At 72.9% G+C, this 15,151-nt stretch carries 15 protein-coding genes; 8 read left to right on the plus strand and 7 right to left on the minus strand.

Annotated features, from left to right (window positions below; translation table 11 throughout):
- Window positions 1-182 precede the first annotated feature (182 nt).
- Both OG875_RS09260 and OG875_RS09265 read right to left on the minus strand, forming a co-directional pair.
- On the minus strand, window positions 183-1,646 hold the full coding sequence (locus OG875_RS09260) for a DUF3152 domain-containing protein (protein WP_330173733.1): 1,464 nt from the start codon (window positions 1,644-1,646) through the stop codon (window positions 183-185).
- Between the two features lie 8 nt (window positions 1,647-1,654).
- The gene (locus tag OG875_RS09265) at window positions 1,655-2,710 is read right to left on the minus strand and encodes an alpha/beta fold hydrolase (protein WP_330173734.1); all 1,056 of its coding nucleotides are present in this window, start codon (window positions 2,708-2,710) and stop codon (window positions 1,655-1,657) included.
- A 128-nt stretch (window positions 2,711-2,838) separates the two neighbouring features.
- Between OG875_RS09265 and OG875_RS09270 the strand changes: the two genes are divergently transcribed.
- The 4 genes from OG875_RS09270 to OG875_RS09285 all read left to right on the plus strand — a co-directional run bounded on the left by OG875_RS09270 (window position 2,839) and on the right by OG875_RS09285 (window position 4,950).
- The gene (locus tag OG875_RS09270; RefSeq protein ID WP_330173735.1) at window positions 2,839-3,093 is read left to right on the plus strand and encodes a hypothetical protein; all 255 of its coding nucleotides are present in this window, start codon (window positions 2,839-2,841) and stop codon (window positions 3,091-3,093) included.
- 200 nt (window positions 3,094-3,293) lie between these two features.
- Complete coding sequence (locus OG875_RS09275; protein WP_330173736.1) at window positions 3,294-3,944, plus strand: TetR/AcrR family transcriptional regulator; 651 nt, start codon at window positions 3,294-3,296, stop codon at window positions 3,942-3,944.
- 200 nt (window positions 3,945-4,144) lie between these two features.
- The gene (locus tag OG875_RS09280; RefSeq protein WP_330177678.1) at window positions 4,145-4,372 is read left to right on the plus strand and encodes a DUF3107 domain-containing protein; all 228 of its coding nucleotides are present in this window, start codon (window positions 4,145-4,147) and stop codon (window positions 4,370-4,372) included.
- 308 nt (window positions 4,373-4,680) lie between these two features.
- On the plus strand, window positions 4,681-4,950 hold the full coding sequence (locus tag OG875_RS09285; RefSeq protein ID WP_330173737.1) for a hypothetical protein: 270 nt from the start codon (window positions 4,681-4,683) through the stop codon (window positions 4,948-4,950).
- Window positions 4,951-4,977: 27 nt separating this feature from the next.
- Here OG875_RS09285 and OG875_RS09290 read toward each other — a convergent pair whose 3' ends face one another.
- Window positions 4,978-5,772, minus strand: a complete 795-nt coding sequence (locus OG875_RS09290; protein ID WP_330173738.1) for a ferritin-like fold-containing protein — start codon at window positions 5,770-5,772, stop codon at window positions 4,978-4,980.
- 527 nt (window positions 5,773-6,299) lie between these two features.
- On the opposite strand from OG875_RS09290, the gene OG875_RS09295 reads away from it, so the two are divergent.
- Both OG875_RS09295 and OG875_RS09300 read left to right on the plus strand, forming a co-directional pair.
- On the plus strand, window positions 6,300-8,084 hold the full coding sequence (locus tag OG875_RS09295; protein ID WP_330173739.1) for a DEAD/DEAH box helicase: 1,785 nt from the start codon (window positions 6,300-6,302) through the stop codon (window positions 8,082-8,084).
- A 596-nt stretch (window positions 8,085-8,680) separates the two neighbouring features.
- Entirely contained in the window at window positions 8,681-9,526 is an 846-nt protein-coding gene (locus OG875_RS09300) for an alpha/beta fold hydrolase (protein WP_330173740.1), read from the plus strand.
- 25 nt (window positions 9,527-9,551) lie between these two features.
- On the opposite strand, the gene OG875_RS09305 is transcribed toward OG875_RS09300, so the two are convergent.
- Window positions 9,552-10,481, minus strand: a complete 930-nt coding sequence (locus tag OG875_RS09305; RefSeq protein ID WP_330173741.1) for an NYN domain-containing protein — start codon at window positions 10,479-10,481, stop codon at window positions 9,552-9,554.
- A 206-nt stretch (window positions 10,482-10,687) separates the two neighbouring features.
- Between OG875_RS09305 and OG875_RS09310 the strand changes: the two genes are divergently transcribed.
- Entirely contained in the window at window positions 10,688-10,840 is a 153-nt protein-coding gene (locus OG875_RS09310; protein WP_330173742.1) for a hypothetical protein, read from the plus strand.
- A gap of 88 nt (window positions 10,841-10,928) precedes the next feature.
- Here the strand turns inward: OG875_RS09310 and OG875_RS09315 are convergent, their stop codons facing one another.
- The 3 genes from OG875_RS09315 to OG875_RS09325 form a co-directional block, all read right to left on the minus strand.
- Window positions 10,929-11,825 (minus strand): PHP domain-containing protein, encoded by an 897-nt coding sequence (locus OG875_RS09315; protein ID WP_330173743.1) that lies wholly within the window; start codon window positions 11,823-11,825, stop codon window positions 10,929-10,931.
- Between the two features lie 259 nt (window positions 11,826-12,084).
- On the minus strand, window positions 12,085-12,723 hold the full coding sequence (locus OG875_RS09320; protein ID WP_330173744.1) for a DUF6758 family protein: 639 nt from the start codon (window positions 12,721-12,723) through the stop codon (window positions 12,085-12,087).
- Between the two features lie 204 nt (window positions 12,724-12,927).
- Entirely contained in the window at window positions 12,928-13,539 is a 612-nt protein-coding gene (locus tag OG875_RS09325; protein WP_330173745.1) for a suppressor of fused domain protein, read from the minus strand.
- Between the two features lie 482 nt (window positions 13,540-14,021).
- On the opposite strand from OG875_RS09325, the gene OG875_RS09330 reads away from it, so the two are divergent.
- Complete coding sequence (locus tag OG875_RS09330) at window positions 14,022-15,137, plus strand: magnesium and cobalt transport protein CorA (protein WP_330173746.1); 1,116 nt, start codon at window positions 14,022-14,024, stop codon at window positions 15,135-15,137.
- Window positions 15,138-15,151 lie beyond the last annotated feature (14 nt).

The raw sequence follows: 15,151 nt of genomic DNA on the forward strand, positions 1-15,151 counted from the left end.
AAGCCGCCGTTGGATCGGCGACTCGCAGCGGGACGACCGTAAGCGGACATGACGGTGGAACGGCGGACGGTTGTCCGTCACACCACCAGAAGGGGTGAATGCACGTAACTTTCCCACCGCGATTGCGTTCGGTCGCGATAAGGACTCATCCGGTCACCCTGCGTCAGGCTCCGGCCGACGCGTCAACTGCCGGGGAACGGCCACGGGTTGGGCTTGCACGTGACGCCGTCGAGGCTGAGCGTCTTGGTCTGCTGCTGCATGACGGGCGCGAGGGAGCCGGGGGTCCGGCAGCTCACGTGGTCGTGCCCGAGCCGGTGGCCGATCTCGTGGTTGATCAGCATCTGCCGGTAGGTGAGCATCGCCTTGGGGCCGTACGTCTTGGCCCCCTGGGCCCAGCGGAACGCGTTGATCATGACGCGGTCGGTGGACGCCGAGTCGCAGGACACGTTGTCGACGGTGGTGTCGAGGCCGGACTTGGCGCACCACTCGGCCGTCGTTCGTGGGCTCGCCAGCGTGATCACGAAGTCGGGCGAGCCGCCCGCGATCCGCTCGAACGTCATGGCGCCGTCGTGCGCCCAACTCCGTTCGTCGTTGAGGGTCTTGTGCACGGCGTCCGCGAACAGCGCCGGGTCGAGCCCGAGGCCCTTCTCGACGTCGATGCGATAGCGGACCTTGCGGCCCTCGCCCGGCGCACCGGCGAGGCCGGGCACCGCGTCGAACTCGCCCGGCCCGCTCAGATCGGCGGCCAGCGGGAACTGCCGGGCCATCAGCTGGCCGAAGGTGGGAGGCGGCGCGGGCGCCTTGGCCACAGGCGCTTCCTGCGGGGTCGGCCGCCCGTCCGAGCGCGAGGCGGCGCCCTCGCCGTCGCGGGCGAGGCCGCCCGCCGGGAGGGCGTCGGCCCGGGGGCCCCCGCCGGCGCCGACCTGACCGGCCACCACGACGGCGAGCACGGTGGTCACGGCCATGGCAGCGATCCCGGTGAAGGTGCGCCCCAGACCGCCCTTGACGGGCCGTTCCCCGGCGCCGTCGGCGTCCCGGAGCCCCATGGGGCCGTCCCGGTCGGAGCCGCGCCCGGAGTCGCCCGCGAGGGCGGTGGAGGCCGCGCCGGGGCGGCTGTTCTCGTCGTCCCAGTCGGCGACGGAGGCGTACGGATCGGGCCGCCACCGCGCGTCGTCGGCGTCACGGCCGGTGCCGTACGGGTCGGGGCGGGTGCGCGGAGTGGGCGGGGCGTCGAAGGCTTCCACGAACTCGCGTCGCGGCCCGGGGAACCGGCGCTGCGCGGGCGGCGCCGACCGCACGTCCTGGCGCGCTCCCCGTGTGGGCCCGCCCGGTCCCATCGGATCCCGCGTCGGGCCTCCGGGGCCCTGCGGATAGGGAGGGCGGCCCGGAGTGGCTCCCGGCCGGTCGCCGTACCGCTGCTGATCGCCCCAGCCGCCGCCGGGCTCACGGTGCTCGGGATGACCGCCGCGCACCCGGGGCACGCCGTGCGCGGGGGTGCCGTACGCCGGTGCGGCCCGGTCCTGGCCTTCGGCGGGCGGCTGGGGGCGCGGGGGCCCTTCGCCGGGCGGGGGGCCGCCCGCGGCCGAGGGCCGCTGCCCGCTGTCGGACCGCCGGGGTGCGGGGCCCTTACGGCTGTGTCGTCCCACGCCCCGGATCAGCTCCTGTCACTGTCGTCGTCACTGCGGTCGTCGCCACCGGCGTTCTCACCGTCTGTACGGCCGGCGGGCCGGTTCGTCTCACTCGCCGCTCCGCCGGATTCCGATTCGCGGACGAGTGCGCGCGCGGCCTCCGCGACCGCCCGCGGGTACTCCATCATGGCAACATGCCCGGCGTCCGGAAGCGTCAGGAGCCGGGAATCCCGGAACGCCACCGACGCCTTCCGGGCCATTCGGTACGAAACGAGCTGATCCCGCCCTCCGTACACCAGGAGCGTCGGCGCCAGGACCCGCTCGGCCTGCCTCCACAGCCCCTGCTGCCCGCCGAGGGTGTACGCGTCGACGATGCCCCGCGCGGAGCGGGCCATCGCGTCCCAGAAGTACGGAAGGCTCTGCCGGCGCTCCATTTCCTCCACCGCGTGCCGCAGCCCCTCCTCGGAGACCCGGCCGGGGTCGCCGTAACAGAGGGCCATCACCCCTCGGGTGCGCTGCTCGGCCGTCCACTCGCGCGTCATCCGTCCGAAGAGGGACGCGACGCCGGGCAGCGCGAGCAGGGCTGTCGGCAGGGCCTGGCGCTGCACGCGGATCTCCGGCAGCGCGGGCGAGACGAGGGTGAGGGTGCGCACCAGGTCGGGGCGGGCGGCGGCGACGCGGGTCGCGACGGCGCCGCCCAGGGAGTTGCCGAACAGGTGCACCGGGCCCCGGGCCGGGCCGCCGGAGTCGAGGAGCCGGATCACGGCACGCGCGTGGGCGGTGACCGAGTAGTTGCGGTCGCCGGGTGGCGGGGAGTCGCCGAAGCCGGGCAGGTCGACCGCCTCGCCGTCGACCACGTCCGCCAGGAGCGGCATCAGGTCGGACCAGTTCTGCGAGGAGCCGCCGAGACCGTGCACGTACAGCGCGCGCGGCAGCCCGGAGCGTGTCCCGGGGCGTGCGCGGACGTGGAGGGTCAGCCCCGGCAGGGAGACCGTACGGAGCCGCTCACCTTCGGCGACCCGGACGGCACTCACCCGCGGGACGGCGGCGGCGAGGGTTTCCGGCAGCTCGGTCGAAGACATGCGGGCAATGTTACGAGACCGTCACGCAGGGGTTCGCGTGTTCAGCGTCACAGGGGCACATGGCATTGACGGGGCGGAGATCCTACCCTCGTAAGTACGCAGGACAACCGGAGAGGAAGGGGCGCCTCATGACGGCGAACCCAAGCGACCCGGACACATTGTCGAACGGTACCGACGAGGAAGATCCGACGACCGGGACGGATTCCGGCACCCCGGAGGAGCTGGACGCGCAGACGCCGGAGGCCGACGCCGCGGAGCAGCACACCGAGGTACGGCCGTCGGAAGACGATCCACCGGCCCGCATCGGGTCGTCGGAGGCCGACGAGGCGGACGCCGCCGAGCAGGCGCGTATCGTCACCCTCGACGAGGACGACTACCGCTGAGCGAGCGCTCAGGACCGGGTCCGGGATTTGTCAGCAATGGATACATTTCTCCGCCGCCGTTCTCGCGGCGGGACGGACGAGCGGCTCACCGACCGTCCGGTCCGTGAAATTCTCCGGCCCGACCACGCACACCCGGGTTACCCAAAAGTACGATGGCAAGGCGGCGCACAGCGCGCAACGGAACGATTCTGGGAGGCGGCGTGACAGCCATAGAGCAGACCGAGGCGGCGCGCCCGCGAGGCACGCGCCTGCCACGCCGCGCTCGACGCAATCAGCTTCTGGGCGCGGCCCAGGAGGTGTTCGTCGCACAGGGTTACCACGCCGCGGCGATGGACGACATCGCCGAGCGCGCGGGCGTCAGCAAGCCCGTCCTGTACCAGCACTTCCCCGGAAAGCTGGACCTCTACCTGGCCCTCCTCGACCAGCACTGCGAGGCCCTGCTGCACGCCGTGCGTACGGCCCTGGCGTCGACCAGCGACAACAAGCTCCGCGTCGCGGCCACGATGGACGCGTACTTCGCCTATGTCGAGGACGAGGGCGGCGCGTTCCGGCTGGTCTTCGAGTCCGACCTGACGAACGAGCCCGCCGTGCGCGAGCGCGTCGACCGGGTGGCGCTCCAGTGCGCCGAGGCGATCTCCGACGTGATCGCGTCGGACACGGGCCTCTCCAAGGAGGAGTCCATGATGCTGGCCGTCGGACTCGGCGGTGTCTCCCAGGTGGTGGCCCGCTACTGGCTCTCCAGCGAATCGGTTATTCCCCGCGACAAGGCCGTGGAGCTCCTCACCTCCCTCGCCTGGCGCGGCATCGCCGGATTCCCGCTGCACGGCAGCGAGCAGCACCCCGGCGCCTGACGCGGCGCCCCGCCCGCGTGCCGGGCCCTCGCGCCGGCCGGTCGACCACGCGCTTCCGCACGGCCCGTGCGGCCCCGGCGGTCCGTGTTCGCTGCGGGCATGTCCCGTCGCCGTCCTGAGCACCGCCTCTCCGGGCTAATGTGTGCTGCGTACCGCGCGGTTGACCGCGCAACGCACTGACCGTTCGGAGGGACATGGCGGTGGAGGTCAAGATCGGCGTGCAGCACACGCCCCGCGAGATCGTTCTGGAGAGCGGGCAGTCCGCCGCGGAGGTGGAGGGCGCCGTGGCCGACGCACTCGCCGGCAAGGCGAAGCTGCTCAGCCTCACGGACGAGAAGGGGCGGAAGGTGCTCGTACCTGCCGACCGGATCGCGTACGTGGAAATCGGCGAGCCGACGACACGACGGGTGGGCTTCGGCGCGCTCTAGGTCGTCTCCGACGAGTAGCGGCGCCCGCCCTCAGGGGCAGGCGCCGGGCGGCGGGCACGTCCCGGGTCGGCTCGGCGCTCCAGGCCGACGCTCCTGGTCGGAACCTCGGAACGTCCGCACAGCACCACGAGACAACGGGAGTGGCCCGGCGGGATTTTCCCGCCGGGCCACTCCTTCGTGGTGGGCCGGCCACTCCTTCGCCGTCTCTTCGGGTCGCGGAGGGTTGCCCCGCGCGCACTCCGGGTAGACCGGGCTACGACCCGGTCGGACGACCCGGTCGGACGGCGCGGTTGGTGAGGTGATCAGCGGTGATCTTGGAAGCTCTCGGTGCGGTCCTGCTCGGACTGGGTGCCTCGTGGGCCGCGCTCCAGCGGCTGCCCCACCGGCTCCCCGCGCGCCGCCCGGTGTTCGCCGCGGGCTCCCTCGGCTCCCTGTTCGGCGCGCTGCTCACGCACGCGGTGCTCGGCCCCGGTCATCTCGTCGCGACGCTGGTCGGCGCCGTGGTCGTGGGGACGGTCCTGCTGTCGCTGCTGCTCCGCCCCGCGAGCCATGTCCTGCGCGGGCCGATGCCCTCCTGACCCGCCGCACCCGCCTCGCGCGCGGTCTCAGGCGGCCAGACCCAGCGCCGCCATCCGCTTGGTGTGCGCCTCGGTGATCCGGGAGAACATCCGGCCCACCTCGGCCAGGTCGAAGCCGTCGGCGACCCCGCCCACCAGCATCGTCGAGAGCGCGTCGCGGTCGGCCACCACCCGCTGCGCCTGCGACAGCGCCTCGCCCATCAGCCGCCGCGCCCACAGCGCGAGACGGCCACCGACCCGGGGCTCGGCCTCGATCGCGGCCCGGACCTTCTCGACCGCGAAGTTGCCGTGGCCGGTGTCGTCCAGCACCGCGAGCACCAGACCACGGGTGTCGGTGTCCAGCCGTGCGGCGACCTCACGGTAGAAGTCACTGGCGATCGAGTCGCCCACGTACGCCTTGACCAGCCCTTCCAGCCAGTCCGACGGCGCGGTCTGGCGGTGGAAGTCGTCCAGGGCGGCGGCGAAGGGGTCCATCGCGCCCGTCGGATCGGCGTCGATCTCGCCGAGCCGGTCGCGCAGCCTCTCGAAGTGGTGGAACTCGGCGGAGGCCATCTTCGCGAGTTCCGCCTTGTCGTCCAGCGTCGGAGCGAGTTTGGCGTCCTCGGCGAGCCGCTCGAAGGCCGCCAGTTCGCCGTAGGCGAGTGCTCCCAGCAGATCCACGACCGCCGCCCGGTACCTCGGGTCGGCGGAAGCCGTCGCCCAGTCCTGGGCGGCGATCCCGGTGGGCTCCGCGGACCCGGACCCGGATACGGGCGCGGGCGCGGATCCGGGCGTGGACCCCGGTGCGGACTCGGGCGCAGTGGCGTTGTCAGACGTCTCCATGGAGCGCACAATAGCCCGCCCCGCGCCCCGCGCAGAGCCCGTCCCGGACACCGTCCGGGGGCCCGGCCGGCGGGTGCCCGCAGAGCGTTCCGGCGAATTCGTCCGACACATGTGCGCGATTCCGGGGTACAGTGGTAATGCGCCTGCCGAGTGTTCGGTGGGCCATCGCAGTGTTTGACCGGGAGATCGTCCCGGACAGGCCCCATGAGGATGCCCGGTCGGTGGCCCGATCGGCTCCGACCCGACCGCCCTCCGCGCGGACCGCACGCACAGTTGCGTAGGACCGCAGATGAGGGGCCCCCTCAGCGGTAAGAGCGCTCGAGCGACGGCAGTGGTCCCGCGCCATCCGGCCAATCCACGGCCGGCCGAGTACCCAGGTGCGGTACGACCCCCAGCGTTCGCCTCGTGCCGCGTCTCACAGAAGAGGCAGCACCCTGACTACGACTTTCCGAGACCTCGGAATCCTCCCCGAGACGGCCGAAGCGCTTGAAGCGGTCGGCATCGTGTCTCCGTTCCCCATCCAAGAGATGACCCTCCCGGTCGCGCTGTCCGGCAAGGACGTCATCGGCCAGGCCAAGACCGGCACGGGCAAGACTCTCGGCTTCGGACTGCCGCTCCTTGAGCGTGTCACCGTCCCCGCCGACGTCGAGGCGGGCCGTTGCACCCCCGAGCAGCTCACCAACGCCCCGCAGGCCCTCGTGGTGGTCCCCACCCGCGAGCTGTGCCAGCAGGTCACCAACGACCTCCAGACCGCCGGCAAGGTACGCAACGTACGGGTGCTGGCGATCTACGGCGGCCGTGCCTACGAGCCGCAGGTCGAGGCCCTCAAGAAGGGCGTCGACGTGGTCGTCGGCACGCCGGGCCGGCTCCTCGACCTGGCGGGCCAGCGCAAGCTCGACCTGTCGCACGTGCGCGGCCTCGTCCTGGACGAGGCGGACGAGATGCTCGACCTGGGCTTCCTGCCGGACGTCGAGCGGATCATCCAGCTGCTCCCCGCGAAGCGCCAGACGATGCTGTTCTCGGCCACGATGCCGGGCGCGGTCATCGGTCTCGCCCGCCGCTACATGACGCAGCCGACGCACATCAGCGCCACGTCGCCCGACGACGCGGGCGCGACCGTCGCCAACACCACCCAGCGGGTCTACCGCGCGCACTCCATGGACAAGCCGGAGATGGTCGCGCGCATCCTCCAGGCCGAGGGGCGCGGGCTGGCGATGATCTTCTGCCGTACGAAGCGTACGGCCGCCGACATCGCCGACCAGCTCGCCCAGCGCGGCTTCGCGTCCGGCGCCGTCCACGGCGACCTGGGCCAGGGCGCCCGGGAGCAGGCGCTGCGCGCCTTCCGCAACGGCAAGGTGGACGTCCTCGTCTGCACGGATGTCGCCGCGCGCGGCATCGACGTCGAGGGCGTGACGCATGTCATCAACTACCAGTCGCCCGAGGAGGAGAAGACCTACCTCCACCGGATCGGCCGCACCGGCCGCGCGGGCGCGTCCGGTATCGCCGTGACGCTGGTCGACTGGGACGACATCCCGCGCTGGCAGCTGATCAACAAGGCGCTGGACCTGGGCTTCCCGGACCCGCCGGAGACGTACTCCACCTCACCGCACCTGTTCGAGGAGCTCGACATCCCCGCCGGGACGAAGGGCATCCTGCCGCGCACGGACCGGACACGTGCCGGTCTGGCGGCGGAGCAGGTCGAGGACCTGGGCGAGACGGGCGGCCGGGGCCGCAAGTCCGCGCGGACGGCGACCGCCGTGACGGAGGAGCGCCCGGCGCGTACGCGTACGCCGCGGCAGCGCCGCCGTACGCGCGGCGGGAGCACGCTGGAGGGCGGCGAGGCTCAGCCGTCCGCGACCACGGCGGTGGACACCGCCGAGGGTGCGGACGCGGCCGAGCCGCGTGTCCCGCGCCGCCGTCGGCGTACGCGCGTGGGTGTGCCCGCCGAGGCGGCGGACGCGGTCGCGGCGACCGTGGCGGAACCGGCGCGTGACGTGTTCGTCGAACCGATGGCGCAGCCGGAGGCGGCGGAGGCCGAACCCGAGGCGGCGACCAAGCCGCGTCGGCGGCGTACGCGCGCGGCCAAGCCCGTGGTCGAGACCGTGGCCGACGCCTCGGTCGCCGACACCACGGACGTGGCCGTCGACGCCGCGACGAAGACCGAGACCAAGCCCCGCCGTCGGGCCCGCGCCAAGACCTCGGTCGAGGCCCCCGTCGAGGCCGTGGCGGTCGCGCCGGAGGCCGACGCCGAGCCGGCCACCAAGCCGCGCCGCCGCCGCACCCGCGCGACAGCGGCCCCGTCCGACAGCTGACACCCGGCGTACGCCGATGGCCCGGTACCCCGCAGGGGGTGCCGGGCCGTCGGCGTTCCGGGGCGCCCGCAGGGTCGTAACGGCGCCACAACACCCGGGGCCGCGCCGATGTACGCACGCCCCAACCGCCGTTCCGCCACGGCGGGACGTGTCCGGCTCGGTTCCGACTCCCTGCCGGGCCGCAACCACCGCACCGGAACCCGAGCCGCTCAGGCCCCGAAGCCCCGCGCCCCAACCGCCGTTCCGCCACGGCGGGACGCGTCCGGCTCGGTTCCGACTCCCTGCCGGGCCGCAACCGTCACTCCGAGAAGCCGACCCGGCGCGGCCACGACGCCACGCCGACGCCACACACGCGGACATGCCCGGCGTACCTGGGCACCCGCCGCGCCCGAACCGCCGCACCGATGCCAGACACGACCCCGGCCTCACCGGCGTGCGCGCCCGCGGCGACCGCCCCGCCGCCGTACGACGCATACACGCGTCCCGGGCTCCCCCGGCCACGACCAGGTCCCAACCGCGCACCCCAAACCACCGTCCCCACGAGGCCGGCCCCTGCGGATGAGGCGGCTGAGGTTGGTGGGTCTTACGCTCGTGGGATGAGTCGGCCGCGCACCTTTACTCCGCCGCCCCGTACCCGTGCGCTGCGGCTGGTCACGCGGCGCGGGGAGTTCGCCGTGCTCGACGCGCGGCCCGAGGGGGTGGCGCGGGGTACCGCGCTCCTGTTGCCCGGGTACATCGGGAGCAAGGAGGACTTCATCGCGATGCTGGAGCCGCTGACCGCGGCCGGTTACCGTGTCGTCTCCGTGGACGGGCGCGGGCAGTACGAGTCCGACGGGCCCGACTCCCAGGACGCCTACGCGCAGCGGGAGTTGGCGGCGGACGTGCTGGCGCAGGCGGAGGCCGTCGGGCCGCCGGTGCATCTCGTGGGGCACTCCCTGGGCGGGCAGATCGCGCGCGCGGCCGTCCTGGCGGACCCCGCGCCGTTCCTGACGCTGACGCTGATCTCGTCCGGCCCGGCCAGGATCTCGCCCCCGCAGGTGGAGCGCGTACGGCTGCTGAGCGAGGTACTGGCCGACCCGCGCCTGGACATGGAGCAGGTCTGGGCGGCCATCCAGGCCATGGAGCCGCCGGAGGAGGCCGATGTGGACGGCGGACTGCTGCGGCGCCGCTGGCTGCGCCACAGCCCGGCCCAACTGATGTCCACGGGGCGCCAGTTGACCGTGGAGCCGGACCGGGTCGGTGAGCTGGCCGCCGTACGGCCGCTGCCCAAGCATGTGGTCTCCGGCGAGCGGGACGACGTCTGGCCGGTGGCGGCGTTCGACGACATGGCGCGGCGGCTGGAGGCGCGCCGGACGGTGATCGAGGGCGCCGAGCACTCCCCCAACACCGATCAGCCCCTGCGTACCGCCGCCGCGCTCAGCGCCTTCTGGGACGCGCACTGAGCCGGGGCGGCCGGCACGGCCGTACTCAGAACTGGCTCTCCATGTGCTGCCAGAAGCCGTCCCGCAGCGCCCGCCGCAGGACGGAGTGCCCGCGCAGCGAGCGCTGGAGCAGTCTCTCCGCCTCGATCAGCAGGTCCTGGTCCACCGGTCCGGGCAGATAGGGACGGCCCGGCAGCAGTTCCGCCATCGCCGCCCGCCCCCGTTCGACCAGCCAGGTCGCGGCGATCTGCGCGCCGATGAAACGCGCCTCCTCGCGCGAGGGCGGCGGCTCGCCCTCGTTCTCGTACGTGGTGACCGGCCGCCGCGTCACGTACGGCTGCCAGAACTCCAGGTCGAAGGTGCGCTGGCTGTCGACCTCCCAGAGAAGTGGCTCGGCCTGGTTGCGCCCGCCGCCGGACTCGATGCCCCAGAGGTGGACCCGCGCGCCGTACCCCTGCGCGGCCTCGACGGCGGACACCAGGTCCTCGTCGCCGCCGACGAGCGCGGCGTCGCTGATGGCGCGGTGCCGGGCGAGCGATTCGAGGTCCGTGCGGATCAGGGAGTCGACGCCCTTCTGCTGGTTGTTGGCGTTGAGGTTGCCGAGGCGGACCTTGACGTCGGGCAGCTCGGCGATGGCCTGCTGCTCGGGCGTGTGGATGCGCCGGCGGGCGCCGTCGTACCAGTAGACCCGCAGCAGTCTGCTGTCCGCGAAGATCGTCCGCGCCTTGTCGATGAACGCCTCGATGAGCCCTTCGGTGTCGAGGTCGAAGGACCGGCGGTCCTCGGTGCCCGCGACAAGTAATCCGGCCGCAGCGTAGACGTAACCGGCGTCCACGAAGATGGCGTGGGTGGACGGCGTCTTGGCGACCTCGGCGAGCATCCGCTGGAGCAGTTCGTTGGTGCGCTCCAGGCGGGCGCCGAGTTCGGCGACGCCGGGGGTGTCGGGCGTCTCGGGGGTGATCTCTGCCTCGCTCATACGCGGTCCATTGTCCGTGCGCCTCTCGGGACCCGCCAGTGCCCCCGAGTACCGGTGAGTGCCCGCCGGTGGTTAGCCAGCCGAAAATTTTCTTTAGTGTAGGGAATGTTTGCAGAGGGCAAGACGTTGTGGCCTTATGTAATCACCGACGGACCAGCCGTCACCCACAGTTCTCCTACGGAGGATCAGACGAAGGGAGAAGCCGTATGCGCTTCGAGATCATGCGACTGAACGATGCGGACGGCAGCGCCGTCGACAGCACCGTTGTGGACGCCGCCTCCGTCAGCCAGATCGTGCAGCAGGCCGCCTCGACAGGGCAGCGCCTCTATATCCGTCCGGCCGACTCACCGGCCTCGTAACTCTCTCCCCGACCCGACCCGACCCGACCCGCCCGAACCCGCCGATCCGCCGGTCACACCGGTTCCGCGCCGGATTCTTCGGGTCGGCTCATGTCGAGACGCCCCCGTACGGAGCAGCATCCGTGCGGGGGCGTTCCGCTGCCGCCGCGCGCCGGACGAGCTCGGCGTAGACCTCCGGGTCGGTGGTGTACTCCCCGAGCCGGACCGTCTTTCGGCTGCCGTGGTAGTCGCTGGAGCCCGTGGTGAGCAGGCCGAGATCGGCGGCGAGTGTCCGCAGCCGGGCGCGGGTGGGCTCGTCGTGGTTCATGTGGTCGACCTCGACGCCGTCGAGTCCCGCCTCGGCCAGGCGCCCGAGAACCGCTTCGGAGATGACCGGGCCACGGGTCACGGCCAGCGGATGGGCGAGGACGGTGACACCGCCGGCCGCCTTGACCAGCCGGACCGCGTCGAAGGGGTCCAGTTCGTGCCGGGGGACGTGCACCCGGCCGTGGTCGGCGAGCCACCGGGAGCTGAACGCCTCGTCGACGGAGTCCACCACGCCCAGCTCGACCAGCGCGGAGGCGATGTGCGGGCGGCCGATCGAGCCGTCGCCGGCGATCCGGGCGACCTGGTCCCAGGTGATCGGCACACCGAGTTCCCGGAGCTTGGCCACCATCGCCCGCGCGCGCGGCACCCGGTCGTCGCGCACCAGCTCGCGCTCGCGCAGCAGGCGGGGTTCGTCGGGATCGAAGAGGTACGCCAGCATGTGCAGGCCCACGTCGCCGGTCCGGCAGGACAGCTCGGCGCCGGGGACCAGGGTGAGCCCGGCGCCGGTGGTGTCGTCCAGCGCGTCGAGGGCCGCGCGCGCCTCGGCGTGGCCGCGTGTCGTGTCGTGGTCGGTGAGCGCGACGACGTCCAGCCCGGCCGCCGCCGCGTTGCGCACCAGCTCGGCCGGGGTGTCCGTACCGTCCGACGCCGAGGAGTGGGTGTGCAGGTCGATGCGCACGGCGGGTACTCCAGGGGCCGGGGCGGGAAGGGGGCTCCAGCGTAACGGGGCAGCAAGTGGCGGGGGACGGCGACGGATACGGGCGCCGGGTGGCGGCGGACGGGGCGGATACGGGTGGCGGGCGGAAAGGGGCGGGGACGGGGCGGATACGGGCGCCCGGCGGAGGTGGGACGGCGGCGGACACGGGTGGCGGGCGCCGAAGAGTCCCGCCACCTCGGGCCCCGCCGCCCGCCGCCCCGGGCCCGTGCCCCGGGGCCCGTCAGCGCAGCAGGCGCGGGGACAGCGCCCCGCACGGCAGCAGGTCCACCTCGGCGCCCGCGTCCCGCAGATCGGTGAGCACCAGTTCGTCGTACATCAGCAGCCCCGCCTGCTCCGGCCAGACGATCGCCCAGAGCCACAGCCCGAGCGCCTCGCCCGCGAAGACCGCGCGGTCCGGCGGGGCCTCGGGCACCTGCCAGAGCGGGGTGGGGCGGCCGGCGGCCAGCAGTTTGGCGTGGGCGGGCTTGTCGACGCAGATGTGCGGCCCCGGGTCGGGGCCTTCGATGCCCGCGTACCGCGCCCCGAGGCCGACCCCGAGCTCCTCCGCGACCAGCAGCAGTTCCCCCGTGCCGCCCAGCGGGCCGGGGCCCTCGCAGGCGACGGCGGTGGCCCGGCCGCCGCTGCGGTCGTCACCCGCGTACGCCACGCCGGTGTAGAGCCAGCCGACGGGCAGCGGCCAGGGCATCCAGACGGGGACACGGGCGCGGTTCACGACCACACCGAGGGCTTCCACGCTGGGCGGTATGACCGGCTGCAACGGATGCACCGCGCCATGGGTGTCGCACTGCCAGGAGTCGGCGAAGAGACCGGGTGCCCTGACCCGGCCGGCGCACTTCGGGCACCCTGGTTCGCCCCTCATGCTGCCCCACGGTCCTCCCTGGTCGACGCCTCGTCAAGGACGATCACCCGTCCGGCACAGAACCCCGGCACATACCGGTGGCCTGTACGGGACGGTGACTCCTCCCGGCGGCGTACGGGTTTCCGCGACCCCGGAGGGCCCACGCGTACACCCCCGGCCCGGGGGGCTCACACGTACAACCGCCCCTGCCCCCGTCCCGCGGGCTCAGTCCAGCGCCACCGACCCGCGCCGGGGGTCGCGCGGGTCCGTCCCCCGTTCCAGCCAGCGCTCCTGGAGGGCCGCCGCTCCCCTGACCCGCTTCCACGCGGCCTCGTTGGGGGTCATCGGGAGCAGCGGCAGGAACCGTACGGGGTCGAGGGGCGCGTCCAGTTCGAGGTCGGGGACCAGTCCGCCGGGCTCCGCGACGAGCACGGAGCTGAACGGGGCGCCCGGCCAGAGCGGTTCACCGATGTCCAGCGAGGCGCCCGGTGTGACGACCACTCCCTCGACCTGGGGCGACGCCGCCAGGACGGCGAGGGGGCGCAGCACCTTGCCGGTGTCGGCGTGCCCCGCGCGTACGGTCAGGAGCAGTTCGGCGCGCGGTCCCCGGGACGGGTCGGGGACGACGACCGTGGGGTCGGCCATGGGCCGCGCGGACATGCCGAGCGTGGCGTACCGCACGAGGGCACCCCCGTCCGGTCCGGCGGGGTCCCCGGTGTCGAGGAAGCGGAGTACCTCGATCCGGTCCGTACCCACGAACGTCATCGCGGCACGCGCGTCGGGTTCGCCGAACACCGAGCGCAACCGGGCCTCGACCAGTGAGAGAACTTCTGCCATCCGGTGAGCATAGAACGCCGTGTTAACGGGCAAGAGACCGAATTGGCCCCGAACGGCTGCTAGTCTGGGCCGCCGGTCGGGACAGCACGTGGAAGCGTCGCTCTCCGGTCCCGACATACGTCGTCCCCCACGGGGGACCGGCAGGAGGAGGTGAGGCTGCGGTGGATCGAAGTCACCCGGCCAGTACCAGCCGCTCTTCCTCGCGCTGTACCGCCTCAGTCTGAGGCCCTGCCCCGTACAGGCCCGCGGCTTGTCGCACGACGGAAGAGCACTGCACCAGCACTGTTTTTGCCTGTCTGTAGCGAACGCCGTCACCGCGTCCTCGCGGTGCCGCCCGCTTTGTGGACGTATGCGCGCCGCGTCGTGTTCCGTGCCCCGTCAGGGCACACCGCCGCCGACCCCGTGTCGGCGCGGCCGCGCCGCACGTCCCCGTTCCGGGCCGCGCCACGCCCCGCCGACGGCCTCTCCGTGAGGAGCCAGCCATGTCGATGATCCGTGACCTGCGTGCGGCGGTCCGTCCGTCCCTGCGCAAGAGCAACACCGCCTACAGCACGTACGACTCCACCCGTGACCCCTCGGCCTCCAGCGCCGTCGTGGACTGCGCCGTCTACCGGTCCGGCCGCCGGATGAAGGACGAGCCGTGTCTGACGCCGCACGAGGCGATGCTGGAGGTGCGCAAGGGCGGCGGGTTCGCCTGGATCGGTCTGCACGAGCCGACCGACGGTGAATTCGCCGGTATCGCCGCCGAGTTCGGGCTGCACCCGCTCGCCGTCGAGGACGCCGTGCACGCGCACCAGCGGCCCAAGCTGGAGCGGTACGACGACACGCTCTTCGCCGTCTTCAAGACCATCCACTACGTCGAGCACGCCGAACTCACCGCGACCAGCGAGGTGGTGGAGACCGGCGAGGTGATGTGCTTCACCGGCCGGGACTTCGTCATCACCGTGCGGCACGGCGGCAAGGGCTCGCTGCGCGCGCTGCGGCACCGGCTGGAGGAGGACAGCGACCTGCTCGCGAAGGGGCCGTCGTCCGTCCTGCACGCCATCGCCGACCATGTCGTGGACGGGTACATCGCGGTGGCCGCCGCCGTGCAGGACGACATCGACGAGGTCGAGATCGATGTGTTCTCGGCGCCCGCGAAGGGCAGCCCGCGCGGTTCGGACGCCGGGCGGATCTACCAACTCAAGCGCGAGGTACTGGAGTTCAAGCGGGCGGTGGCCCCGCTGCTGCGTCCGATGCAGTTGCTGAGCGAACGTCCGATGCGGCTGGTCGAGCCGGACGTGCAGAAGTACTTCCGCGATGTGGCGGACCATCTGGCCCGGGTGCACGAGGAAGTCGTCGGCTTCGACGAACTGCTGAACTCGATCCTCCAGGCCAATCTGGCGCAGGCGACGGTCGCGCAGAACGAGGACATGCGCAAGATCACGTCCTGGGCGGCGATCATCGCCGTACCGACGGCGGTCTGCGGGGTGTACGGCATGAACTTCGAGCACATGCCCGAACTCCAGTGGAAGTACGGCTACGCGATGGTGCTGGGCGGCATCGCCGTGGTCTGTCTCACCATCCACCGGATGCTGAAGCGCAACGGGTGGCTGTAGGCACGCCGGGGCCG

It is taken from the genome of Streptomyces sp. NBC_01498, from assembly GCF_036327775.1.
Classification (GTDB): Bacteria; Actinomycetota; Actinomycetes; order Streptomycetales; family Streptomycetaceae; genus Streptomyces.

Excerpts from the sequence above, each read along its gene's own strand:
- OG875_RS09320 (WP_330173744.1), bottom strand. The coding sequence starts at position 12,723 with ATGAGGGGCGAACCAGGGTGCCCGAAGTGCGCCGGCCGGGTCAGGGCA.
- OG875_RS09290 (WP_330173738.1), bottom strand. The coding sequence starts at position 5,772 with ATGGAGACGTCTGACAACGCCACTGCGCCCGAGTCCGCACCGGGGTCC.
- OG875_RS09330 (WP_330173746.1), top strand. The coding sequence starts at position 14,022 with ATGTCGATGATCCGTGACCTGCGTGCGGCGGTCCGTCCGTCCCTGCGC.
- OG875_RS09325 (WP_330173745.1), bottom strand. The coding sequence starts at position 13,539 with ATGGCAGAAGTTCTCTCACTGGTCGAGGCCCGGTTGCGCTCGGTGTTC.
- OG875_RS09305 (WP_330173741.1), bottom strand. The coding sequence starts at position 10,481 with ATGAGCGAGGCAGAGATCACCCCCGAGACGCCCGACACCCCCGGCGTC.
- OG875_RS09310 (WP_330173742.1), top strand. The coding sequence starts at position 10,688 with ATGCGCTTCGAGATCATGCGACTGAACGATGCGGACGGCAGCGCCGTC.
- OG875_RS09295 (WP_330173739.1), top strand. The coding sequence starts at position 6,300 with ATGACCCTCCCGGTCGCGCTGTCCGGCAAGGACGTCATCGGCCAGGCC.
- OG875_RS09270 (WP_330173735.1), top strand. The coding sequence starts at position 2,839 with ATGACGGCGAACCCAAGCGACCCGGACACATTGTCGAACGGTACCGAC.
- OG875_RS09265 (WP_330173734.1), bottom strand. The coding sequence starts at position 2,710 with ATGTCTTCGACCGAGCTGCCGGAAACCCTCGCCGCCGCCGTCCCGCGG.
- OG875_RS09300 (WP_330173740.1), top strand. The coding sequence starts at position 8,681 with ATGAGTCGGCCGCGCACCTTTACTCCGCCGCCCCGTACCCGTGCGCTG.